Source organism: Holdemanella sp. MSK.7.32 (genome assembly GCF_024460475.1).
Lineage (GTDB): Bacteria > Bacillota_I > Bacilli_A > Erysipelotrichales > Erysipelotrichaceae > Holdemanella.
In genome coordinates, this window is sequence record NZ_JANFYN010000009.1 from 18,015 (window position 1) to 41,316 (window position 23,302).

A 23,302-nucleotide genomic window follows, 5' to 3' on the forward strand; every position below is an offset into this window, starting at 1 on the left:
ATGCAAAATCCATTAGGGTATGAAAAAGAGTCATCATTATTAAAAAAGTTTGCGATACCAAGTATTATCTCAATGCTTGTATCGTCACTATACAACATTGTAGATCAAATCTTTATCGGTCAAGGTGTTGGTTTTTTAGGAAATGCTGCAACTAATGTGGCGTTTCCATTAACAACAATTGCGCTTGCGATTGCATTGTTGATTGGGATTGGTTCAGCAAGTTTATTTAGTTTATATCTAGGTGAAAAGAAGCCAGAACGATCAAGTAGTATTGCTGGGAATAGTATTAGTATGTCTTTACTTTGCTCAGTAATCTATGTTGTCTTAGTACTTGTATTTCTTGAACCACTATTAAAATCGTTCGGGGCTACAAGTACAATTATGCCTTTGGCACTTGAATATACACGAATTACAACTTTGGGTGTTCCGTTTTTGATTACGACAAATGTGATTAGTAACTTGATTCGTGCAGATGGATCACCAAACTATTCGATGACATGTATGGTTGCGGGAGCTATTGTGAATACAATATTAGATCCTTTGTTTATTTTTGTATTTCATATGGGTGTCGCTGGAGCTGCCATTGCCACAGTAGCTGGTCAAGTGATTTCGTTTTTTATTGCCGCCTGGTATATTAAGAGTTTTCAACATATTGAATTTAATAAAAAGAGTTTACGTATTTCTTTGAAGGATACAAAGGAAATGGCAACCATTGGAATGAGTGCTTCATTAAATCAGATTGCGATTTTGTTTGTGCAAATCGTTTTAAATAACTCATTGACGTATTATGGGCAATTTACTAAGTTTGGTAGTGATATTCCTTTAGCTGCTTGTGGCATTGTGATGAAAACCAATGCGATATTATTAGCTATCATCATTGGTATTTCACAAGGAATGCAGCCAATCATTGGATTTAATTATGGAGCCCAAAAATATGAGCGTGTTAAAAAGACGTTCAAGCTTGCGATCAGTGCAAATTTGGTTGTTTCATTTATTGGCTGGGCTTTATTTCAATTCTGCACAAGTACTGTATTATCTATATTTGGATCAGGGGATGCGAACTATTTTGAATTTGCGACAATGTTTATGCGAATCTATCTAATGCTAGTATGTATTGATGGAGTACAGATGTTATCGTCTAGCTTCTTTGCATCTATTAAAAAAGCATATTTAGGAATGTTTTTGTCTATGACAAGACAGGTGTTGTTCTTGATTCCACTTGTTTTGATCTTGCCTAAATTTTTTGGATTGAATGGAATCTTATACGCGGCTCCCATTGCGGATTTTGTCGCTTTCGTAGTTTCTGTTATTTGTATTTTAGCTGAATTCAAGAAGTTAAATGAATTAGAAAAAAGGATAAAAGTAAACTCTCTATAAATTGGAGAGTTTTTTTCGTGTTGACATTCTTTTGATTCTGTATTTTAAAAGCACGTAGAATTGATTATTACCGATGTTTATGGTAGAATATTAATGTTTCGCATGGAGGTATAAGTGAACGCATATTATCATTCTTTAATCGAAGAAATAAAAAAAGAGATAGATGAAAAAAGTTATGCCCAGGCGTACGAATTGATTTGTCAGGAACTGAACATGCCTTATGTTCCAGAGGATGCATTGGAGTTATTGGAATATTATAAGTCAGAATGTAAACCTTATTTGGAACAAAAGAGTAAGAGTATGGATTTCAGCAAGTTACAGGATTATGTTCATGGTACTCTAGAACAAAAAATCTATGCGATTTCTATTTTAGAAAACATGAATTTAAGAATGTGTCATGATGAAGTTCAGGAATTACTAGATTCAGATTTACCTGATGAATATAAGGGTACATTGATTGAAGCTTTAATGGAGCAGAAAATTGATGATCCGTTTGATTTGATAAAATCCGGGTTGAACATTACGTTTATACCAAGTGCTATTTTACCTATGGAGCAAGATCAGTCAATCAATGAGGCTAGCTCATTATTCGAAAGTTGGTTTACAAATGAGGATCCTACTATGATTCAATTTTGTATGTCACTTTTGATGCAGTTAGTTTTATATGAAAGACCATTCGATCAAGAAGACAAAGATCCTTACCAACTTGCGAAAGGTATTTGTAGACTTGTGTATGATGCAATGCAGAAATCCGATGAATGGCCTGGTTTTGTCAAAAAACAAGGTCTTGAAAGAATTGAGGATATTGAGTTATCCATTGAAAAGCGAGGAGAAAACAATGACTAGTACTTGGACTTTGAAAGAAAATTCTACTGGTGAATTAGAAGTAACAGTAGAAGGTGAAGCTTGGAAAAAAGCACAGAAAAAAGCATTAAACTATGCTAAATCTCACATGAATTTGAAAGGATTCCGTCAAGGACAAATTCCTGATGCTTTAGTTAAAAAACAACTTTCTTCAAAAGCATTATATGATATGGCTAGTGAAGAAGTAGCTAATGAAGCATTATCAGAAGGAATCAAAGAACACAACATCGATTTAGTAGCTCGTCCTACTTTAGATGTTAAAGAAGCTGATGATGAAAAAGCCGTATTAGTATTTACATGTACAGTACTTCCTGAAGTAACTTTAGGTGAATACAAAGGATTAGATATCAAAAAAGCGGATGTAGAAGTTACAGAAGAAGATGTTGAAAACGAAGTTAAACGTGTTCAAGATCGTTATGCTGACTGGGTTGTTCGTGAAGATGACGATGCTGCTCAATTAGGTGATCAAGTAGTTATCGATTTTGTTGGAACAAAAGATGGTGTAGCATTTGAAGGCGGATCTGGAGAAAACTATCCATTAGAACTTGGTTCAGGATCATTCATTCCAGGTTTTGAAGAACAATTAGTTGGAGTTAAGAAAGGTGAAGAAAAAGACGTTGAAGTTACTTTCCCTGAAAACTACCAAGCAGCTGAACTTGCTGGTCAACCTGCAACTTTCCACTGCACAGTTCACGAAGTAAAATATAAAGATCTTCCTGAATTAAATGATGAATTAATCAAAAAATTAAAAATTGAAAATGTTGAAACAATAGATGCTTACAAAGAAAAAGTAAAAACTGATTTAACTGCTCAAAAAGAAAGAGAAGCTGAAGAAAATTTCACAAATGAATTGTTAGGAAAAGTTTGTGACAACGCTAATGTTGAAATCCCTGCAGTAATGATCGATGCTGAAGTTGATCGTATGTACAAAGAATTCGAAGGTCGTATGCAACAATCTGGATTCACTGCTAAACAATTCTTAGAAGCAACTCACCAAACTGAAGAAGCAATCCGTGCTCAAATGAGTCCAGAAGCTGCTGCTCGTGTTAAAACTCAGTTAGTATTAGAAGCTATCGTTAAAGCTGAAAGCATTGAAGCTAGTGATGAAGATGTAGAAAAAGAATTTACTACAATGTCTGAAATGTATAACATGGAAGTAGAAAAAATCAAATCATTGATTTCTCCAGAAAGTATTAAAGCAGATTTAGCAAATCAAAAAGCATTAGACTTCATTAAAACTTCTGTAAAGTAGTATAATGTTAAAGAAAAAAGACGCTTAGCGTCTTTTTCCATATTTAATATAAGGAGGTTTTTGTATGGAATTAAATACCTATCCTTTAGTTTGTACAAGAGGAGTTGTCTTATATCCAAATCAAGAAATTGTGATTGATGTAGGAAGGGATACTTCTGTACATGCTGTTGAAAATGCACAGGATAATTATGATAAAAAGATTTGTTTATTTTCTCAAAAAGAACTTGAACAAGAAAATCCTGGAAAAGAAGATATATATCCTGTAGGAACTTTATGTGAAGTTCGTCATATTCGTCGTTTTGATAACTTTTTACGTGTAAAGTTTCGTGGAATTAAGCGTGTTAAGCTAAACAATTGGATCAATGGAAGCCTAAGTGATTTAGCCGAAGTTGAAATTCTTGAAAGTGAAAAACAGGACGCTGTTGAAGAAGAAGCTTTGATTCGTATGATCGCAGATGAACTTGATCGTATGCAAGGTCAAGATCGTTTTGTGACTAAAGAAATTGTTATGGAAATTTCAAAGGGTATGGGCGGTGAATTCTTAAGTGATAAAGCTGTTCAAGGATTGCCTTTGGATATTGAAAGAAAACAACAGTATCTTGAAACATTAGGGGTAAATGATCGTCTAATGATGTTGCTTCAAGATATGGCTAAAGAGAAAAAGATGAGTGAAGTTGAACAACAAATCAACGAAACTGTCAAAGAAAGAATTGATCAAGGACAAAAAGATTACTATCTTCGTGAAAAGATGAATGTCATTCGTGAAGAATTAGGGGATACAGTTGCCCAAGATGAAGATGCAGCTAAGATTCGTAAGCGTTTAGCTGAAAATCCATACCCAGACTACATTAAGAAAAAGGTATCGGATGAAGTGAGTCGTTATGAAATGCTACCTATGGCAAGTGGAGAAACAGGTGTCATTAAATCTTATATTGATTGGTTAATGGATCTTCCTTGGTGGCAAGAAACGAAGGACAATGAAGATTTAAATGAAGCTGAAGCTATTTTAAACGCAGATCACTATGGTCTAGAAAAAGTAAAAGAACGTATTCTAGAGTATTTGGCTGTTAAACAAATGACAAATTCATTGAATGCACCAATTATTTGTTTGGTAGGTCCTCCAGGAGTTGGTAAAACGTCTTTGGCAAAAAGTGTTGCGAGAGCTTTAGATCGTAAATTTGTGAAAATGTCACTTGGTGGTGTTCGCGATGAAGCAGAGATTCGTGGTCACAGAAGAACATATTTAGGAGCTTTACCTGGTCGTATCATTCAAGGTATGAAAAAGGCAGGCGTTACGAATCCTGTGTTCTTGATTGATGAAATTGATAAAATGGCAAGTGATTATAAGGGAGATCCATCAAGTGCAATGCTTGAAGTATTGGATCCTGAACAAAATTCAGTATTCTCAGATCACTATATTGAAGAGCCTTATGACTTATCAAAAGTGTTGTTTATCGCGACGGCAAACTATTTAGAAAATATTCCACCTGCATTAAGAGATCGTTTGGAAATTATCGAATTATCAAGCTATACAGATGCAGAAAAGGTTCATATTGCAAAGGATCACTTAGTTCCTAAACAAATAGAATTAAATGGTTTAAAAGCGTCTCAGTTAAAAATTGATGATGATATGTTACTATATTTAATTCGTTACTATACTCGTGAAGCTGGAGTTCGTTCTTTAGAGCGTACAATTGCGACAATTTGCCGTAAAACAGTACTTGCTATCTTAAAAAACAACAAACGTAGCATTAAATTGACTAAAAAATTAATTCATGAGTGGTTGGGTAATGAAAAAGTTGATTATGGTAAAAAAGAAAAGAAAGATCAAGTTGGAACTGTAACAGGACTTGCCTATACAAGTTTTGGTGGGGATATCCTTCAAATCGAGGCAACTCGCTTTACAGGTAAAGGAAGACTTGTTCTTACTGGACAATTAGGTGATGTCATGAAGGAAAGTGCTAGTATTGCGCTAGACTACGTTCGTACGCATGCAAATGAATTCAAAATTGATCCTAAATTGTTTGAAGAAAATGATGTACATATTCACGTACCAGAAGGTGCGGTTCCTAAAGATGGACCGAGTGCTGGTGTTACAATGACAACGGCATTGGTATCTTGTTTCTCTAATATTCCAGTTAAGGCGAATTTAGCTATGACTGGTGAAGTTACACTTAGAGGAAATGTTCTTCCTATTGGTGGATTGAAAGAGAAATCATTGGCAGCACATCGTTCTGGAATTGATACGATCTTGATTCCAAAAGAAAATGTAAAAGACTTAGATGATGTTCCTCAAGAAGTAAAAGATGCAGTTACTTTTATTCCTTGTTCAAATGTATCTCAAGTGTTACATAACGCATTGGTAAAATAGTATGATCAGTGAATTTGTGATTAGTGCTGTTGAAAAAGAACAATGGCCAGAATCTGATCTACCAGAAGTTGTAGTCGTTGGACGTAGTAATGTTGGAAAATCAAGCTTTATTAATGCATTGACTAATAAGAAAAAACTTGCCTATGTAGGAAATACACCAGGTAAAACACGGTTGATCAATTTCTTTAAGATTGATGATACTTGGATGTTAGTGGATGTTCCTGGATATGGCTATGCGAAAATGTCTAAACAAATGCTGATCAAGATGGGTAAAATGATGGATACATATTTTAACCAAAGAGAGCAGATTTGTTGTGTTGTACAACTTGTTGATGCAAGACATGGCGCAACGCATGATGATTTAGATATGATTGAAATGATTCAAAGTCTTGGAATTCAAATCGTTATTGTAGCTACAAAAGTTGACAAGATTCCTAAGACAAAACGTGTTCGTGCGTTGAAAGATATTTCTCAACAGCTTCATTTGCCAATGAAGAATATTTTCGGTATCAGTAGTACAGAAAAAACAGGTTTTGAACCTGTCTTAGAAAGAATCAATGAAATAGTAGAACAGGCTAAAAAATAGTCTGTTCTTTTATTATAATGTATGATAATCGATTGCGTATGTAAGTACATTGACTTATAATAAAGAAAAAAAGGAGCTTATTTTATGCCAAAAACATCAAATGTATACGCAAGAATTGAACCAGAAACAAAAGAACGAGCAGAAGCAATTTTATCAAAATTAGGAATACCATCTTCTGTCGCAATTAACATGTTTTATAATCAAATTATTTTAAATAATGGATTGCCTTTTGATGTGAAAATTCCATCAAATAAAATTTTAAATGAAGATGAACTTACAAAAGAGGAATTAGCTAAAGAGATATTTGCTGCTCATGATGAAGTTTTAAAAGGGAATACAATTCCTTTTGATCAGTTTTATGAAACATTGAAAAAGGATCTAAAACTATGAATTTTGAAGTAGAAATATCATATAAGGCAAATTTGGATATTCGACACATCTATGAGTATTATGTCATGAATAATTTTGATTTGAATTATGTGAAGCACTTAATTAACGGAATTGTTTCACTCATTAAATCTTTAGAATATTTGCCAGAAAGATATCCAAGATTTGAATTATTAAAAAAAGAAACTAATGTTAGATATGCAATATACAAAAAATATAAAATAATTTATGAAATAATGGATGATAAAGTTTATATATTAAGAGTTATTCATCATTCGCAAAATATTACTAATAATTTTTTTCTTGCAGAAAATGAAATCCCTTATGTGGTAGAATCTGACTAAGAAATAGTAGAACAGGCTAAAAAATAATTTGTTCTTTTAAATTGTCTAAAAGATTTGAGAATGAAATGATTTTGGTGCATGAGTATGTAAAAATGAAACCCTAAAAAGGAGTGCTGAGCTTATGAAACAAAACCCAACACTCGTATTATGAATTTATTTATGCTTACAATAAGAAATATGTGAAGCATTAAGTGATACATTTGGAAGTGGCGTTACTCGTGTAGATGCCACGGGTGGTTGTTCAAAAAGGCCTAAATCCATAGTTTATTTTATAGTCAATCGATATCAGGGACACCGCATGAAAGAACAAGTTCATGAAATCGATTTGGGTGCTTATTTTATTATGAGTGAAGTTGCAGATATTTTTTCAAATAATATGGATAAAGTATAAGAAAAGTGGGGGAACTAAATTTCCTCCACTTGTTTTGTCCATAGATTTCTTGATGCGTCGCTTGGCATTCTCCAATCACCTCTAGGTGAGAAACAAATAGATCCGACCTTAACACCATCTGGCATACAGTTTCTTTTAAATTGTTGGGTAAAGAAACGATTATAGAATGTTGTGATGGCCTTTTTAATTGTTTCCTTTTCTACATCTTTAAATGCAACACAAGCTAAATCATAGATTTTCTTAGGCTCATCGTGATGTCTTAACATTTGATATAAGAAGAAATCATGAAGATCATAAGAACCCAATACTTCTTCTGTTTTTTGAGCAATCTTACCATTTTTATCTGGTGGTAAAAGCTCTGGGGATACTGGTGTATCACAAATATCCATCAATACATCATGTAATATTTCATCTTTTAAGGCAACACTTTCAACAATATAACGAACAAGTGTCTTAGGAACACTAGCGTTTACCGCATACATACTCATGTGATCTCCATTATATGTACACCATCCTAAGGCAAGTTCACTTAAGTCTCCAGTACCAACAACAATCGCATTATAGGCATTGCTTAAATCCATCAGAATTTGTGTTCTTTCACGAGCTTGTGAGTTTTCATACGTAATATTATGAACTTCTGGATCATGGTGAATATCTTTAAAGTGCTGGTTTACACCATCCACGATAGAAATTTCTTCACTAGATACATGAAGTAGGTCCATTAAGATTTGCGCATTGGATTTAGTACGTTTCGTCGTACCAAATCCAGGCATTGTGATCGCATGAATTCCTTTTGAATCATAATTGTTAATTTTAAAGGCTTCATGACATACAAGCAAAGCTAAAGTAGAATCGAGTCCTCCACTAATTCCAATCACAACATCTTTACAATGAATTTTTGAAAGGCGGGTTGCCAAGCCTTGAGCTTGAATGTGTAATATTTCTAAACAGCGAACAATTCTTTCATCTTGATTGTTTGGAACAAAAGGATAAGCATCGATATAGCGATCAAATTCAATTTCTTCGATGGGTTTTGATGTGAATTCCACGGTTGTATAGTTTACATGGAATAAATCTTGCATGCTTGTCTTATAGTGTAGACGATCATGATTTAAATGGTCTAAATCGATTTGTCCATAAATGGTTTTGTCTGTTTTAGTTTCACTTAATATAGTCCCATTTTCACAAATTAAATTGTGTCCAGAGAAAACCAAGTCACTCGAACTTTCTGTAGGTCCTGCACTGGCATATACGTATCCCGCATAACATTTAGCACTTTGATCTTTGACTAGATTTCTTCTGTAATTTGCTTTTGAGATGATTTCATTGGAAGCACTTAGATTACATAATACATTCGCTCCAGCTAATGCATGGGTTGAACTTACTGGAATAGTCACCCATAGATCTTCACATATTTCAATACCTAAACAAGCCGATGTTGTTGTATCTTTAAATACGATATGATTTGAAACGGGAACCTTTTTATCTTTGTATGTAAAAGTTGTGTTTTCTTTTAATTCACTAGCACTCGAGAACCACCTTGTTTCATAGAATTCATTATAGCTTGGAATATATGTTTTTACTTGAATACCTAGAATATCATGGTTGAAACAAATGGCGGCACAGTTATAAAGCTTGTTTCCGATTTCTAAAGGTAAGCCTAAAACTGTAACTAGGTTTTCTGGTAGTTCTTCTACAATTTCAAATAGGACTTGTTTTGCGCTATTTAATAATGTATGTTCATAGAATAAATCCTGACATGTATATCCTGTAATACATAGTTCTGGAAATACTACAAGTTGTGTATCTGAATCCAATTCTTGGATACATTTTAAAATTTCTTCTTTATTTGCCTGTGGATCTCCAATTGAAACATTTAAAGTACAGGCAGCCGTTTTATAATATGAATAACGATGCATGTTCATACCTCATTTCCAAACATGATTATATCAAAAAAAAACGTCCATTTTAAGGACGTCTTTGATTAAAGTTCACTTAGTTCGTGAAGACGATCTCCATATGCAGATTCATCTGCATCTTTCTTATCGCTTTCAGTAGCGTATTTTTTAACTAATGCACTTGATTTGTTGATTGGTTGTAAAGTACCAGCACCGGCAACACATCCACCAGGACAAGCCATACCTTCAAGTAGGTATCCGTTTAGTCTTCCAGCTTTAGCCATCATCAACATTGTCTTACAGTTCTTTAATCCTTCTGCAGCCTGAACTTTTACTTCCGTTCCAGGATGTTCTTTTTGAATCAAGTCTTTAACGGCTTTGGCAACACCACCACTGACAGCAAATCCGCGACCAGCATTTGTTCCTTCTGTTAATGGATCAGAAGTAGTGATTTGGTCTAATGCAATACCTTTCGCATTGAACATACCCATAACTTCTTCAAAAGTTAATACGAAGTCAATATCACTACGGATTGATTTACGGCTTGCTTCCAATTTCTTAGCAGCACAAGGACCGATGAATACAACTTTAGCGTTTGGCTTTTCTTTTTTGATTAAACGACCCGTTAATACCATTGGAGTTAATGCCATTGAAATGTATGGTGCAAAGTCAGGGAAGTTTTTCTTCGCCATAACGGACCATGCAGGACAGCAACTTGTAGCAATAAATGGTTGTTTTTCAGGCACTTTATCTAAGAAGTCTTCAGCTTCTTCAATTGTACATAAGTCAGCACCAATCGCAACTTCCACAACATCCGCAAAACCTACAGCTTTTAATGCTGCTTTTACTTTGTCTGGCGTTACAGCTGGACCAAATTGACCAACGAAAGCAGGGGCAACAGCCGCAATGACGTCATAGCCTTCTTTCATGGCATAGATTGTTTGGAAAATTTGTCCTTTATCTACAATAGCTCCAAATGGACAGTTAACTAGACACATTCCGCAGCTAACGCATTTATCGTAATCAATTTCTGCTTTTCCATCTGCATCGGATTTGATTGCGTCCATTCCACAGCTTGCAGCACATGGACGTTCTAATTTAGTGATTGCGTGATAAGGACATGCATCCATACAACGTCCACACTTAATACATTTTTCTTGATCAATACAGCTCTTTCCATTTACAATATGGATTGCATCTTTAGGACATACTTCTGTACATTGGTGTGATAAACATCCTTGACAAGCGTTTGTTACAAATACTTTCTTTTCTGGACACGCATTACATGCGAATTTAATAATATTGATAAGGGGATCATCATAATATTTTTTCGCAATTGTACTTTCTTCAATTCCATCTGAAATGTTTGTATATTCAGTAATATCACGAACAGGCAAGCCCATACCCAAACGTAATCTTTCCCCGATAATTGCACGTTCTAGAAAAATACTATCACGATATTTTGCTTTTGTACCAGGTAAGATTTCATATGGGATTTCTTCCATACGCTTAGAATAATCTGTATTGTCATCGTACGCCATTGAAGCGATGGCAGTAAAGACCTGACGACGAAGGTCAGTTACCGAGTTATAAATTCCTCTCATATTTCCTCCTATTTTTATTCCTCATATAGACTCATACAATATTATATAGTAAAAACTATATTTGTGAAAGTTTTAATTAGTATAAAATGTTATTATTTTTTTCTAATAGTGATATAATACCGTGCGGGGTGAATTGTTTGGTAAAAATTGTATGGGATTGGAATGGAACATTATTGAATGATGTTGACTTATGTTTTTCTTGTATCAACCGTCTTTTAGTCAGTCATGATTTGAAACCTCTGGATACTCTAAGTCAATATCGTGAAGTATTTACTTTTCCAATAGAAGATTATTATAAAAGGGTAGGCTTTGATTTTGACAAAATACCTTTTTCCATGTTGGCTCACGAATATATGGAGGATTATCAAGAAAAAAGCTATGCTTGTGATTTGCATTCAGATGTATTGGATGTTGTGAATAAGGCAAAGAATCTAGGCTTTTCGCAAACCGTGCTTTCTGCAAGTAAAATGGATTATCTTCTTAAACAAATGAAAACCTTGCATGTAGATGATTTATTCGATTCGATATACGGAATCAATGATATCTATGCAAAAAGTAAAGTGGAATTAGCTCATGCGTTTAAACAAACTTGTAGCCTAGATGATGAAATTTATTTTGTAGGAGATAGCGTTCATGATTATGAAGTCGCAAAAAGTATTGATGCCAAATGTATCTTGGTGACTACAGGGCATCAAAATCGAGCAACTTTAGAAAGTGTAAATGTACCGGTTATGGACAGTTTAATGGAAAGTTTGGATTTTATTTATGAAAGAGATTAAGATCAATCAAAATGATGCGAATCAAAGATTAGATAAGTTTTTAATGAAAACTTTTCCTAAACTAGGCAAGTCAATGATGTATAAGGCGATTCGAAATAAGAAAATAAAAGTGAATCGTAAACGTTGTACTTTTGATCAGAAAATCCAGGAAAATGATAGTATTTTATTATTTTTACCTCCGGATGTTTTAGAAGAGAAACAAGTAGACACGCAATATATATCATCACAGTTGGATGTTATTTATGAAGATGAAAATATCTTGATTGTGAATAAACCCTATGGTTTATTGTCACAGAGTGATCGAAGCAAAACTCAAGATTGTTTGGTAAATCGTGTACAAGCATACTTAATGGAAAAAAACGAGTATGATCCAAATAAGGAACATTCTTTTGCTCCAAGTATTTGTCATAGACTGGATCGGAATACGACAGGTCTAGTGATTGCTGCAAAGAATGCGAATGCTTTAAGAAAAGTAAACGAAGCAATCGCAAATCGTAAAATCCAGAAGATGTATCGGGCATATATTACTGGTACTTTTAAAGAAAAAGATTTTAGTATGTGTTATTACATTCGCAAAGAAAATACTGTTGCGAAAGTAAGTGATAAAAAATTAGAGGGCTATCAAAAAGCATTGATGGATGTGCATGTTGAAAGAAATGATGGCGAGAATTCAATATGTACAATTACACTTCATACAGGAAGATTTCATCAGATTCGTGCCCTGATGGGGCATATAAAGCATCCTTTGTTGGGTGACGTCAAATATGGATATCATGGAAAGAAAAGGCCGATACAATTGATGGCATATCGGTTGGAGTTTCATGATGTAGATTTGCCACTTCAACAAACGGTGTTTGAAATTCCAAGAGCATAGTAGGAGGTATGAATATGCAAGAATATCGATATCTATTAGATATTGCCTTAATTTTATTAATGACAAAAGCCTTTGGACTTTTTTCTCGTCGTTTACGTATGCCATCTGTAGTAGGTGCATTGATCGCAGGTATTGTTTTAGGGCCTGCGGTGTTAAATATAGTTGAGCCAAGTAAGTTGATTGAATCTTTGTCAGAAATTGGTGTTATTGTCTTAATGTTTGCGGCCGGTCTTGAAACAAGTATTACAGATTTAAAAAAGGCTGGGTTAAAAGCTTTTATCATCGCAACATTGGGTGTATTAGTTCCATTAGCTGTTGGATATGTAGTTGGTGGATTCTATAATGTTGGGCCAGACGCTTGGTTACACAACCTATTCTTAGGTGTTATTTTAACAGCCACAAGTGTTGGTATTACGGTAGAAACATTGAAAGAAATGGGTTGTATGTCTACAGAAAGTGGAAATGCGATTCTAGCAGCCGCTGTTATTGATGATGTTTTAGGTATTATTTGTTTGACATTAGTAACAGGAATGGCTGACAGTTCAGTGAACATCGGCGTTGTTATGTTTAAAATTTTACTATTCTTTGTGTTTGCCGTTGTTGTAGGTCTGATTTTACACAAAGTATTTTCATGGTGGTTTGAACACGATTCATGTGGTGGACTTCAAAGATATTCAATCGTATCATTTGCGTTCGCATTGATCATGGCCTTTTGTTCAGAAGCATTCTTTGGTGTAGCGGATATCACAGGAAGTTTTGTGGCTGGTTTGATTCTTTCGGGTACAAGACAATGTGCTTATGTCACTAAACGTATTTCAACATTATCTTATATGTTGATTACACCTGTATTCTTTGCGAGTATTGGATTAAAACTTTCTCCAATCACATGGAATGCCAAACTTATTGAGTTAGTTATTGTATTATGTGTGGTTGCCGTTTTGACAAAAATTATTGGATGTGGTTTAGGTGCTATTGTATGTAAATATACACCTACACAAGCTATTCGTATTGGATGTGGTATGATTAGTCGTGGAGAAGTTGCCTTGATTGTCGCAAATAAAGGTATGGCATTAGGTATTTTACCTGAGGTCTTTGTGACTCCAGTATTATTGTGTGTCGTTTTCACAACGGTTATTACACCAATCTTATTAAAAATCGTATACAAAAAGAAACCAAATGATGCAGATTTTGTACAAACTGCAAATTGTTAATATTATTTTCACATTGAGTCTTTATACTGAAAGTATGAAGACTCTTTTATTTATGTTTATAATTACATTTTTAATAAAACCATTTCAACTATCGACTGTTTATTTCGTTTTATTCTTGTATTTTCTTGCCAAAAAAGACTATGAAACGATGTATATTGAAAAGTATTGGATTTTTCCATCGATACTTCTTTTATTCTTTTGTTCAAGTTATGTGCCATTATTAAATCGAGTCTGTACAAGTCTAGTTTTTCTTTTTGTCAGTGGAACCATTAAATTGATTAAATCCGATTGGATTGGCAGTGCCGATGTGTGTTATTTGACTTTTTTTGGATTTTATTTGGGCATAGAAAGAATGCTTGTAGCTTTATATATTAGTGTTTTACTTGGAATACTTTGGATTTTATATAAAAAAAAGCATATCCTTCCATATGTGTCATGTTTATGCATCGGTGTATGGATTGCCGTTTTGAAAGGATATACGATATTCTATTTTCTAATGAATCTTTTTTCTTGAGGACAAGTAATATCTACATCATTAAATTGAATATGATGACTTTGAAGTAAAAGTCCAGTATTATCAATTTTTTTACCTCCATATAAGGAATCGTTTAAAATGGGATGTTTCAAAGAAGCGCATTGAACCCGGATTTGATGTTTTCTTCCGGTAAGAATCGTTACTTGAATCAGCGAATAATCTTTATAGTTTTTAAGTGTGTTAAATATTGAAACACTTTCTTTTCCATTTGGATGAATGATCATTTTCTTGGCATTATGACGATCTCTTGCGATATTTGAAATGATCTTTTTATTTTTATAATTTGTATGACCTTGTACTAAGGCAATATATTCTTTTTTTATATGGTGCTCTTCCATATTTTTATCGCAATATGCCTGAAAGAATGGATGCTTACAAAATAACACCAAACCACTTGTTTCATAGTCAATTCGATGGATAGCTTGAGCTGGATATTTGTTTTGGTTTAATTGTAAATATCCATTGACTCGAGCTTGTAGAGTGTCTTGGTTGTTTCCATCATCGTGAACCAATAAAAATGGAGGTTTAAAGGCTACAATCAAAAATGTATTTTCGTATAAAATGTCAACCGGTTCATAATTTATTTCAACATCTTTTTCTGGGTAATTAAAATAAATCGTCTTTTTCTCTTCATCTATTTTAAGATGCTTTTTATGTGTTTTTGAAATACAAAAAGTCTCAAAGATTTCTTGAGAAGTTGTTGTATAGCGCATGTAGTTTTCATTTATGTTTTTTATGAGCATATCAATAGAATATTTTAATGATGCGTGTCATAATGTCAATAGAAGAACAGGAGGAATACTTATGAAAATCTTTAAAAATTTAGAAAACGGTAGTGTTGTTGAAGGATTGTTGATGGATGTAGTTCCTAATGGGTATCGTGAATTAAAAGCTGGTGAAGTGGATGCGGCACAAGAAAAACATGTTCCACAAGTGAGTGTAGAAGATAATAAACTTAAAGTTGTAGTTGGAAGTGTTGAACATCCAATGTTAGAAGCACACTATATCACAAATATTTGGGTTGAGTATAGTGATGGAACTGTGGATCGTGCAGGATTAGTACCAGGAATGAAACCAGAATATGTTTTTGATCTAAAAGGAAGAACAGGTAAGGTGACTGTGTATGAGTATTGTAACTTGCATGGCTTGTGGAAAAATGAAATAGAATTGTAATTAAAATGTAAAAATAATGACAGATTGTTGAAATAAACAATCTGTTTTTCTATAATAATCGTATGTATAAAGAAAAGTTGAGAGAATCGTTTAAAGTTTATGATGAAATTGTTTTAAAGTGTTTTTGTGGTATTTTTATTGGTGCTATTGTTGCGATATGTGAAGTCATTTTTGGTAAAGGATTAGAATGGATCTTAAATTTTAGAGAACATATGGGATGTGTTATGTTAGTAGGACTTCCGTTTGCTGGTTTAGCAATTGTGTTCTTGTTTGATCATTGGGGAAGAATCTCAAGAAAAGGTATGGGGCTTGTCTTTGAAGTTGATCAAGGAAAGAGTGATTGGATTCCTCTTCGTATGGCACCGTTTATGGTTGTGTCAACATGGATTACACATTTCTTTGGTGGTAGTGCTGGTCGAGAAGGAGTTGCAATGCAGATTGGAGCGACTGTATCTCATTATTTCGGTAAGTATTTTCGTTTTAAAAATAGTGGTGTTATCTTCATGGTTGCAGGTATGGCAGCTGGTTTTGCCGGTTTATTTGGGACTCCAATTACGGCTATTTTCTTTGCCTTAGAAGTACTTGTTGCGGGAACCTTAAAATATCGAGCTATGTCATGTGCAATTCCGGCTAGTTTTACAGCAGCCTATGTTTCTAGTTTATTTGGATTACATAAGAGTACATTTAAAATTGGAAGTGTAAGTGATTTAGATGTCGAACTATCCATAAAACTTTTAGTTTTAGGAATTTTATTTGGCTTGATTGGCGGATTGTTTGCATTTTCTTTAAAGCATACAAAAGCTTTTGTGGCAAATAAAATAAAGAATCCTTATAAACGCATTTTTATGATGGGTATTCTTGTTGCAATTTTATTGTTTGTATTTGGCAAGTGTCGTTATTCTGGGGTTGGTGAAAACTTGATTGTGGGATCTTTAACATCTGAAAAGATATATAGTTATGATTGGATCTTAAAATTTGTTTTAACAATTTTAACTTTATCAGCTGGTTTTCAAGGTGGAGAAGTTACACCATTATTTGCGATTGGATCAAGTCTAGGAGTTATAATTGCACCTGTTTTTGGGTTAAACCCTTTATTTGTGGCAGCTTTAGGATATTGCAGCGTTTTTGGTGCTGCAACGAATACTTTTTTAGCGCCGATTGCGATAGGCATGGAAGTGTTTGGATATCAATATTTTCCATTCTTCTTTGTAGTGTGTGCTATAGCTTATATAGTAAATCAAAATGAATCGATTTATGCTTTGCAAAGACAAGTCAGAGAATGATTTGTCTTTTTTTGTAGCATTTTGAAAACGCATACAAATTTAAGGGAACAAGTAGATTTTATTTGAAAAAGTGATATACTTTAGTTATATAAAGAGTATTATTAGGAGGATGATTATGAAACAGAATAATATGCTCGCCATGATTTTAGCGGGGGGCCGTGGAACACGTCTTTTGGAACTAACTAAAAAGAATGCGAAACCGGCTGTTTATTTCGGAGGAAAATATCGTATTATTGATTTCCCGCTAAGTAACTGTGCGAATTCAGATATCAATGTTGTAGGTGTTTTAACGCAGTACGAATCTGTAGAATTAAATGCGTACGCTGGTGCTGGACAAAGATGGGGACTTGATGCACGTGGAAGTGGTGTTTATGTTTTGCCACCACGTGAAAAAGATGGTACAAAATTTGACGTTTATCAAGGAACAGCAGATGCCATCACACAAAACATTGACTTTATTGATAAGTTTGATCCTGAATACGTTTTAATTCTTTCAGGTGACCACATCTATAAAATGGATTATGCGGATATGTTATCTTGTCACAAGGCAAATAATGCCGATTGTACAATTGCGGTACTTCCAGTGCCAATGAAGGAAGCTAGCCGTTTCGGTATTATGAATACAGATGATGAAGGAAGAATTGTTGAATTCGAAGAAAAGCCAGAACATCCAAAGAGCAATTTAGCTAGTATGGGTATTTATATCTTTAACTGGAAACAATTACGTAAAGAATTGATTTCGGATATGACTGCAGAAGGATCACACCATGACTTTGGTAAAGATATTATTCCTAACTTCTTAAATGCCAACAAACGTTTATATGCTTACAAGTTTGAAGGTTATTGGAAAGATGTTGGAACAATTGATTCATTGTGGGAAGCAAATATGGACTTGTTGAACAAAAACAATGAATTGAATTTGGATGATCCAAACTGGAAAATCTATACAGAAGATATTCCAACTTTACCTCACTATGTAGGTCCAACTGGAAAAGTTGAACATTGCTACATCAACCAGGGAGCTATCATTCGTGGTGAAGCAGTAGATTCCGTATTATTTAACAATGTTGACATTGATGAAGGTGCATTTGTATCTCAAGCTGTATTAATGCCAAATGTAAAAGTTGGTAAAGGTGCAAAAATCTATCGTGCAATTGTTGCGGATGGTGTGAAGATTGATGATGGTGCTGTTGTGGGTAGTCCAGACAGTGAAGAAATCGTATTGATTTCAAAAAGAGTAAAGAAGGGTGAATAATTATGTGTAACGCTTTAGGAATAATTACTTACAACGATTCTTCTGTATATGTAGAAGGTATGCAAAAATATCGTCCAATCGCTGGATTCAGTTTTTTAGGACGTTATCGTTTAGTTGACTTTGCGATTTCAAATATGTCAAATTCAGGAATTGATGATATTCAAATTTATGTAAATGGAAATCCTCGTTCTTTAATTGATCACGTTGGTACTGGTCGTCACTATAACATCAACTCTAAACATGGACACTTATCTTTAGTGCCTGTATATTCTGAAGGTGGAACTTCACGTTTTACTACAGATATTTCATGTTATGCTGAAAACATTCATGCTGTGATGGAAAATCACAATGATTATGTTGTGATTGCTCCTGTTAATATGCTTTATAAAGGAAATTATGAGGAATTGTTGAAACAACACATCGAAAGTGGCGCAGAAGTTTCTGTTTTATATCAACATGTTGATAACGCAAAAGAAAACTACATTGGATGTGATGTACTTCAAATGAATAAACAACGTGGCGTATTAAGTATTGATCAAAACTTAGGTAACTATAAATCTAGATATTTATCTTTACAGACTTACATCATGTCAAAAGAAATCTTTAAAACATTAGTTGAAGAAGCGCAAGAAACAAGTTCAATGTATTGGTTTAAAGATATCTTAAATGATAAATGTGTAGATATGGATATTCGTGGATTGAATTATCGTGGACACATTTATGTAATTAATGATTTGAAATCATATTATGAAAGTAATATGCAATTCTTAACGGAAGAAAAAATGAAAGATATCGCAGATCCAGAATGGCCTGTATATACTCGTACAAGCGATTCAGCTCCAGCCATTTATTTGAATGGTGGTACTGCAACAGGTTCATTAATTTCGAATGGTTGTGAAATCAGTGGTGTAGTTAAGAATTCAATTGTTGGTCGTTCTTGTAAAATTGGAAAAGATGCATTGATTGAAAATTGCATTATTATGCCAGATGTAGAAATTGCAGATGGTGCTCACTTAAAGAATGTGATTGTAGATAAACATTCTAGAATCGCAAAGAAAAAAGATTTAGCAGGGTTAGAAGAACAACCTTTGTATATTGGTAGAAGGGAGAACGTTTAATGGCATCAATTTTGATGGTTGCTGGGGAAGGATTACCATTCATTAAGACAGGTGGACTTGCTGATGTAATTGGTTCTTTACCAAAGGCACTTACTGAAAGAGGACATGAAGTAAAGGTTGTCATGCCTTTATATAAGAAAATTAGTGATAAATACTATAATGAACTTCACTTTGATTGTGAATATTCAGTTTCAATCAATTATCATGAAGTACCCGTACGTGTATTCTCAAAAGTAGTAGATAATGTATGTTTCTTCTTCATTCAACATCAAGGTTACTTTGAAAGAGATTCATTATACGGTTATCAAGATGATGGCGAGCGTTTTGGATATTTCCAAAAGGCTGTTATTGAAATGTTGAACCAGTTGAATTACTGGCCAAATATTATCCATTGCCACGACTGGCATACAGGTATGATTCCTTGTATGGTTAAAGAAACTCACGATGCAGATCCTAGATATCGTGCAATTCGTTTTGTGTATACAATCCACAACATGGCTTATCAAGGAAATTTCGGTCCTGAAATGCTAGATAGTTGTTTAGGATTACCATACTATTTGTTAGACAATGGTAATGTACGTTTTGATGGTGGTATTTCATTTATGAAGTCTGGTATTTTATATGCGGACAAAGTTACAACTGTATCACCAACTTATGCACAAGAAATTTTATCGCCTCAATATGGTGAACACTTAGAAGCTGTATTGAATATGCGTAAATATGATCTATGGGGTATTGTCAACGGTATTGATATCGAGTTATGGAACCCTAACACAGATCCAGAAATTCCATATCACTTTAATAAAGTGAATATTGCGGCTCAAAAGAAAAAGGCAAAAATGGCTCTACAAGAAGAACTTGGATTAGAAAAGAATCCTGATGTAATGATGGTAGGTGTCGTTTCTCGTTTGACTTGGCAAAAAGGATTCTATCTATTGATGGAACAATTAGACGCATTATGTGCAGCTCCAATCCAATTGGTTATTTTGGGTAGTGGTGAAAGTCAAATTGAAAATAAGTTCCGTGAACTTGAAGATGGAAATAAAGGAAAGATTTGTTTCTATTATGGATACAATGAAAGCTTGGCACACCGTATCTATGCGGCAAGTGATTTGTTCTTGATGCCTAGTTTATTTGAACCATGTGGAATTTCACAATTGTGTTCTATGCGTTATGGTACTTTACCTCTTGTTCGTGAAACTGGTGGCTTAAAAGATACGGTTGATGCATACAATGAGTATGAAAAATCAGGAAATGGATTTAGTTTTGAAAACTACGATTCGAATGAATTGATTCATACTTTATATTATGCTTGTGACGTTTATTACAATCGTAAAGAGGATTGGGAAATGTTACAAAGAAATGCATTGAATACAGATGTGTCATGGCAACAAAGTGCTAAAACATATTCTTTGTTGTATGATGAATTAGTTGACTGATGAGAATTCTTGTTAGTGCATGTTTATTAGGATATAACTGTAAGTATAACGGAAAAAACAATTTAAACAAAAAAATTGTTGAGCTTTTAAAAGATCATGAAGTGATTCCTGTATGCCCAGAGATGCTTGGAGGACTTTGTTGTCCTCGTATTCCTTGTGAAAAAGTAGGAGATAGAATTTTGGATAAAGAGGGAAATGATTGTACAAAACAGTTTATCAAAGGGGCAGAAATTGCTCTGAATATAGCGAAAGAAAAACAAGTAGATTTTGCAATTTTACAAAGAAGATCACCTAGTTGTGGATATTCTGTTATTTATGATGGGACTTTTACAGGTAATCTAGTAACTGGTAGTGGTGTCTTTGCACAAATGTTGCAAGGTTTAAATATACCGATTATGGAAGCGGAATCAGAAAAATTCGTTTAGGTATTGTTTTCTTTGGCAAAATGTCATAAAATACATTTAGATTTGATTTAGGAGGATAATTATGAAACAAGTAACTGTAACTGTAGTAGATCCAGTAGGTCTTCACGCACGTCCAGCAACTGTAGCTGTTAACGCTGCTAGTAAATTTAAAAGTGAAATCAATGTAGCTTTCAAAGGACGTGAAGTAAACATGAAATCTATCATGGGAGTTATGTCTTTAGGAATTCCTACACAGTCAGAAATCACAATTAGCTGCTCAGGCGAAGATGAAGATGCTGCTGTAGCTGCAATCGAAGAAGTATTGCGTGCTCAAAAGATCATTGCTTAATTAAAGAAAGTCTCATAGTTTTATGAGACTTTTTTATTTCAAAGTTAGAAAAGAAGGAGAATAAATAATGTCTATTGTTGAAGAAAGATATTCAAAATGGTTAAATCATGAAAATTTAGCCCCTCAATACAAACCTGTTTTAGAAGCAATGGATGCAGAAGAAAAAAATGATGCATTCTATACTACAATTGAGTTTGGTACAGCAGGTATGCGTGGTCTTTTAGGTCCGGGAACAAACCGAATTAATATTCATACAATTCGTAAGGCAACTCAAGGATACGCAAATTACATTAATGAAAATAACGGTGGTGAAGCTGGTATTGCGATTGGTTATGATAACCGTCACATGTCAAAAGAGTTTGCGTTTGATTGTGCTGACTTATTAGCAAAAAACAACATTAAATCATATGTGTTTGAGTCATTACGTCCAACTCCAGAATTGAGCTTTGCGGTACGTCACTTAAATTGCTTTGGTGGTATTATGATTACTGCCAGTCACAACCCTAAAGAATACAATGGATATAAATTGTATGATGATAAAGGATGTCAGTTGATTCCTTGTTTAGCTAGTCAGGTTATTGATAAGGTTAACGCAATTGAAGATGAATTGGCGATTGATGCAAACTGTACAGAAGAACAAAAGAAATTAATTACAGTTATTGGTAAAGATGTGGATGAGGAATACTACAAAAATGTATTAAGTATTCAATTGAATCCTGAGGTTAAAAAAGATATTAAAATCGTATTTTCACCAGAACATGGAACTGCTAATATTCCTGTTCAAGAAGTTTATAAACGTGCAGGATACACTTGCATTCCAGTTGTAGAGCAATGTAGTCCAGATCCTGATTTCTCTAATACACCTACACCAAACCCAGAACAAGCGGGTGCTTATGAATTGTCATTAAAATACGCAAAAGAAAATCAAGCAGACTTAATTTTAGTTTGTGACCCAGATGCTGACCGTATGGGAGTTGGAGTCTTGCATAATGGTGAATATGTTGTATTAACAGGAAACCAATCTGGTTCTGTTGAAATTGAATATATTTGTTCACAACTTCAAAAACAAGGCAAAATGCCTGAAAATCCTGTAATGTTCAATACGGTTGTTACAAGTGATCTAGGAGAAAAAGTAGCTTCTGATTATGGTGTTACAACAGAAAAAACTTTAACTGGATTTAAATTCATTGGTGAAAAAGTTGCAAAATATGAAAAAACGCACGAAAAGAACTATGTATTTGGATATGAAGAAAGTTATGGTTCATTAATTAAACCTTTTGTACGTGATAAAGATGCTCCTCAAGCTTGTTTAATGCTGGCAGAAGCTTGTGCATTCTACAAAGAACAAGGAAAAGATTTAGTCGATGTATTAGATAGCTTATATGACCGTCATGGTACATATGAAGAAAGTCAAGTTGCGTTATCATTAGCGGGTGAAGCGGGTGCTAAACGTATTAAAGAAATCTTAGCTAATTTAAGAAAAGATGCTCCAACTCACATTGGTGGCACAAAAGTGGTTCGTAGTGAAGACTATAAAGAATGTGTAATCAAAGAAGCAGATAAAGTAACTGAACTTACTGGATTCACTAAATCGGATGTATTAAAATATTATCTAGAAGATGGAAGTTGGATTGCGGTACGTCCTAGTGGAACAGAACCAAAATGTAAATTCTACTATTGTATCAAGGGAGCTTCAAAAGAGGATGCTCACAACAAAACAGTTCATTTCCAAAAGGCAATGGATGATTTGATTGCCAAGTAGTATTAAAGGATGTCTAAGGGCATCCTTTTTTGATTTTTCATAAAAA

General features: G+C 34.0%; 23 protein-coding genes. 20 read left to right on the forward strand and 3 right to left on the reverse strand.

The genetic code is table 11. The features are described 5' to 3' along the window. The 8 genes from NE544_RS03515 to NE544_RS03550 all read left to right on the forward strand — a co-directional run bounded on the left by NE544_RS03515 (window position 1) and on the right by NE544_RS03550 (window position 7,572). Window positions 1–1,377, forward strand: a complete 1,377-nt coding sequence (locus tag NE544_RS03515; RefSeq protein ID WP_256268352.1) for an MATE family efflux transporter — start codon at window positions 1–3, stop codon at window positions 1,375–1,377. A gap of 114 nt (window positions 1,378–1,491) precedes the next feature. Then, entirely contained in the window at window positions 1,492–2,223 is a 732-nt protein-coding gene (locus NE544_RS03520) for a DUF3196 family protein (RefSeq protein ID WP_118114997.1), read from the forward strand. After that, window positions 2,216–3,493 carry a trigger factor gene (tig, locus tag NE544_RS03525; protein WP_256268353.1) on the forward strand — a complete coding sequence of 426 codons (1,278 nt, stop codon included), beginning with the start codon at window positions 2,216–2,218 and terminating at the stop codon, window positions 3,491–3,493. The genes NE544_RS03520 and tig overlap by 8 nt, the downstream gene beginning before the upstream one ends. Before the next feature lie 64 nt (window positions 3,494–3,557). Next, window positions 3,558–5,864 (forward strand): endopeptidase La, encoded by a 2,307-nt coding sequence (gene lon, locus NE544_RS03530; protein ID WP_256268354.1) that lies wholly within the window; start codon window positions 3,558–3,560, stop codon window positions 5,862–5,864. A gap of 1 nt (window position 5,865) precedes the next feature. Then, the gene (yihA, locus tag NE544_RS03535; RefSeq protein WP_118012332.1) at window positions 5,866–6,450 is read left to right on the forward strand and encodes a ribosome biogenesis GTP-binding protein YihA/YsxC; all 585 of its coding nucleotides are present in this window, start codon (window positions 5,866–5,868) and stop codon (window positions 6,448–6,450) included. Between the two features lie 84 nt (window positions 6,451–6,534). Beyond that, window positions 6,535–6,840, forward strand: a complete 306-nt coding sequence (locus NE544_RS03540) for a type II toxin-antitoxin system RelB/DinJ family antitoxin (RefSeq protein WP_256268355.1) — start codon at window positions 6,535–6,537, stop codon at window positions 6,838–6,840. Beyond that, window positions 6,837–7,181 (forward strand): type II toxin-antitoxin system RelE/ParE family toxin, encoded by a 345-nt coding sequence (locus tag NE544_RS03545; RefSeq protein WP_256268356.1) that lies wholly within the window; start codon window positions 6,837–6,839, stop codon window positions 7,179–7,181. Before NE544_RS03540 ends, NE544_RS03545 begins: the two co-directional genes overlap by 4 nt. Window positions 7,182–7,356: 175 nt before the next feature. Continuing rightward, window positions 7,357–7,572, forward strand: coding sequence for a DUF2179 domain-containing protein (locus tag NE544_RS03550; protein WP_256268378.1), 216 nt, complete (start codon window positions 7,357–7,359; stop codon window positions 7,570–7,572). A 14-nt stretch (window positions 7,573–7,586) separates the two neighbouring features. Here the strand turns inward: NE544_RS03550 and NE544_RS03555 are convergent, their stop codons facing one another. Beyond that, window positions 7,587–9,491 (reverse strand): NAD(+) synthase, encoded by a 1,905-nt coding sequence (locus NE544_RS03555; RefSeq protein WP_256268357.1) that lies wholly within the window; start codon window positions 9,489–9,491, stop codon window positions 7,587–7,589. A gap of 65 nt (window positions 9,492–9,556) precedes the next feature. Next, a complete protein-coding gene (locus NE544_RS03560; RefSeq protein ID WP_256268358.1) occupies window positions 9,557–11,074 on the reverse strand; it encodes a 4Fe-4S dicluster domain-containing protein in 1,518 nt (505 codons plus the stop codon). A gap of 137 nt (window positions 11,075–11,211) precedes the next feature. Between NE544_RS03560 and NE544_RS03565 the strand changes: the two genes are divergently transcribed. The 4 genes from NE544_RS03565 to NE544_RS12280 are packed head-to-tail and all read left to right on the forward strand — an operon-like array spanning window position 11,212 to window position 14,452. Continuing rightward, the gene (locus NE544_RS03565; protein WP_256268359.1) at window positions 11,212–11,853 is read left to right on the forward strand and encodes an HAD family hydrolase; all 642 of its coding nucleotides are present in this window, start codon (window positions 11,212–11,214) and stop codon (window positions 11,851–11,853) included. Further along, complete coding sequence (locus NE544_RS03570; protein WP_256268360.1) at window positions 11,840–12,727, forward strand: RluA family pseudouridine synthase; 888 nt, start codon at window positions 11,840–11,842, stop codon at window positions 12,725–12,727. The genes NE544_RS03565 and NE544_RS03570 overlap by 14 nt, the downstream gene beginning before the upstream one ends. Window positions 12,728–12,741: 14 nt before the next feature. Then, window positions 12,742–13,938: a cation:proton antiporter gene (locus NE544_RS03575; protein ID WP_256268361.1), complete on the forward strand. Its 1,197-nt coding sequence runs from the start codon at window positions 12,742–12,744 to the stop codon at window positions 13,936–13,938. Window positions 13,939–13,990: 52 nt separating this feature from the next. After that, entirely contained in the window at window positions 13,991–14,452 is a 462-nt protein-coding gene (locus NE544_RS12280) for a prepilin peptidase (protein ID WP_370866036.1), read from the forward strand. On the opposite strand, the gene NE544_RS03580 is transcribed toward NE544_RS12280, so the two are convergent. Continuing rightward, on the reverse strand, window positions 14,425–15,186 hold the full coding sequence (locus NE544_RS03580; protein WP_158570502.1) for an RluA family pseudouridine synthase: 762 nt from the start codon (window positions 15,184–15,186) through the stop codon (window positions 14,425–14,427). The two genes, NE544_RS12280 and NE544_RS03580, sit on opposite strands and share 28 nt — an antisense overlap. Window positions 15,187–15,277: 91 nt before the next feature. Between NE544_RS03580 and NE544_RS03585 the strand changes: the two genes are divergently transcribed. The 8 genes from NE544_RS03585 to NE544_RS03620 all read left to right on the forward strand — a co-directional run bounded on the left by NE544_RS03585 (window position 15,278) and on the right by NE544_RS03620 (window position 23,256). Beyond that, a complete protein-coding gene (locus tag NE544_RS03585; protein ID WP_118114986.1) occupies window positions 15,278–15,646 on the forward strand; it encodes a desulfoferrodoxin family protein in 369 nt (122 codons plus the stop codon). Window positions 15,647–15,708: 62 nt separating this feature from the next. Beyond that, window positions 15,709–16,929 (forward strand): chloride channel protein, encoded by a 1,221-nt coding sequence (locus NE544_RS03590; protein WP_256268362.1) that lies wholly within the window; start codon window positions 15,709–15,711, stop codon window positions 16,927–16,929. Window positions 16,930–17,044: 115 nt separating this feature from the next. Continuing rightward, complete coding sequence (locus NE544_RS03595) at window positions 17,045–18,184, forward strand: glucose-1-phosphate adenylyltransferase (RefSeq protein ID WP_256268363.1); 1,140 nt, start codon at window positions 17,045–17,047, stop codon at window positions 18,182–18,184. A gap of 2 nt (window positions 18,185–18,186) precedes the next feature. After that, on the forward strand, window positions 18,187–19,302 hold the full coding sequence (glgD, locus tag NE544_RS03600; protein WP_118116600.1) for a glucose-1-phosphate adenylyltransferase subunit GlgD: 1,116 nt from the start codon (window positions 18,187–18,189) through the stop codon (window positions 19,300–19,302). Continuing rightward, a complete protein-coding gene (glgA, locus tag NE544_RS03605; protein ID WP_118116602.1) occupies window positions 19,302–20,741 on the forward strand; it encodes a glycogen synthase GlgA in 1,440 nt (479 codons plus the stop codon). The genes glgD and glgA overlap by 1 nt, the downstream gene beginning before the upstream one ends. Then, window positions 20,741–21,166 (forward strand): DUF523 domain-containing protein, encoded by a 426-nt coding sequence (locus NE544_RS03610; RefSeq protein ID WP_118116604.1) that lies wholly within the window; start codon window positions 20,741–20,743, stop codon window positions 21,164–21,166. Before glgA ends, NE544_RS03610 begins: the two co-directional genes overlap by 1 nt. 61 nt (window positions 21,167–21,227) lie before the next feature. Next, a complete protein-coding gene (locus NE544_RS03615; protein WP_003866017.1) occupies window positions 21,228–21,494 on the forward strand; it encodes a phosphocarrier protein HPr in 267 nt (88 codons plus the stop codon). Between the two features lie 67 nt (window positions 21,495–21,561). Beyond that, on the forward strand, window positions 21,562–23,256 hold the full coding sequence (locus NE544_RS03620) for a phospho-sugar mutase (protein ID WP_305145698.1): 1,695 nt from the start codon (window positions 21,562–21,564) through the stop codon (window positions 23,254–23,256). Window positions 23,257–23,302 lie beyond the last annotated feature (46 nt).

Bases quoted from the DNA above. Each gene is read 5' to 3' on its own strand.
- NE544_RS03515 (WP_256268352.1), top strand. From the start codon at position 1: ATGCAAAATCCATTAGGGTATGAAAAAGAGTCATCATTATTAAAAAAG.
- tig (WP_256268353.1), top strand. From the start codon at position 2,216: ATGACTAGTACTTGGACTTTGAAAGAAAATTCTACTGGTGAATTAGAA.
- lon (WP_256268354.1), top strand. From the start codon at position 3,558: ATGGAATTAAATACCTATCCTTTAGTTTGTACAAGAGGAGTTGTCTTA.
- yihA (WP_118012332.1), top strand. From the start codon at position 5,866: ATGATCAGTGAATTTGTGATTAGTGCTGTTGAAAAAGAACAATGGCCA.
- NE544_RS03540 (WP_256268355.1), top strand. From the start codon at position 6,535: ATGCCAAAAACATCAAATGTATACGCAAGAATTGAACCAGAAACAAAA.
- NE544_RS03545 (WP_256268356.1), top strand. From the start codon at position 6,837: ATGAATTTTGAAGTAGAAATATCATATAAGGCAAATTTGGATATTCGA.
- NE544_RS03555 (WP_256268357.1), bottom strand. From the start codon at position 9,491: ATGCATCGTTATTCATATTATAAAACGGCTGCCTGTACTTTAAATGTT.
- NE544_RS03560 (WP_256268358.1), bottom strand. From the start codon at position 11,074: ATGAGAGGAATTTATAACTCGGTAACTGACCTTCGTCGTCAGGTCTTT.
- NE544_RS03570 (WP_256268360.1), top strand. From the start codon at position 11,840: ATGAAAGAGATTAAGATCAATCAAAATGATGCGAATCAAAGATTAGAT.
- NE544_RS03575 (WP_256268361.1), top strand. From the start codon at position 12,742: ATGCAAGAATATCGATATCTATTAGATATTGCCTTAATTTTATTAATG.
- NE544_RS12280 (WP_370866036.1), top strand. From the start codon at position 13,991: ATGTTTATAATTACATTTTTAATAAAACCATTTCAACTATCGACTGTT.
- NE544_RS03580 (WP_158570502.1), bottom strand. From the start codon at position 15,186: ATGCGCTATACAACAACTTCTCAAGAAATCTTTGAGACTTTTTGTATT.
- NE544_RS03585 (WP_118114986.1), top strand. From the start codon at position 15,278: ATGAAAATCTTTAAAAATTTAGAAAACGGTAGTGTTGTTGAAGGATTG.
- NE544_RS03590 (WP_256268362.1), top strand. From the start codon at position 15,709: ATGTATAAAGAAAAGTTGAGAGAATCGTTTAAAGTTTATGATGAAATT.
- NE544_RS03595 (WP_256268363.1), top strand. From the start codon at position 17,045: ATGAAACAGAATAATATGCTCGCCATGATTTTAGCGGGGGGCCGTGGA.
- glgD (WP_118116600.1), top strand. From the start codon at position 18,187: ATGTGTAACGCTTTAGGAATAATTACTTACAACGATTCTTCTGTATAT.
- glgA (WP_118116602.1), top strand. From the start codon at position 19,302: ATGGCATCAATTTTGATGGTTGCTGGGGAAGGATTACCATTCATTAAG.
- NE544_RS03610 (WP_118116604.1), top strand. From the start codon at position 20,741: ATGAGAATTCTTGTTAGTGCATGTTTATTAGGATATAACTGTAAGTAT.
- NE544_RS03615 (WP_003866017.1), top strand. From the start codon at position 21,228: ATGAAACAAGTAACTGTAACTGTAGTAGATCCAGTAGGTCTTCACGCA.
- NE544_RS03620 (WP_305145698.1), top strand. From the start codon at position 21,562: ATGTCTATTGTTGAAGAAAGATATTCAAAATGGTTAAATCATGAAAAT.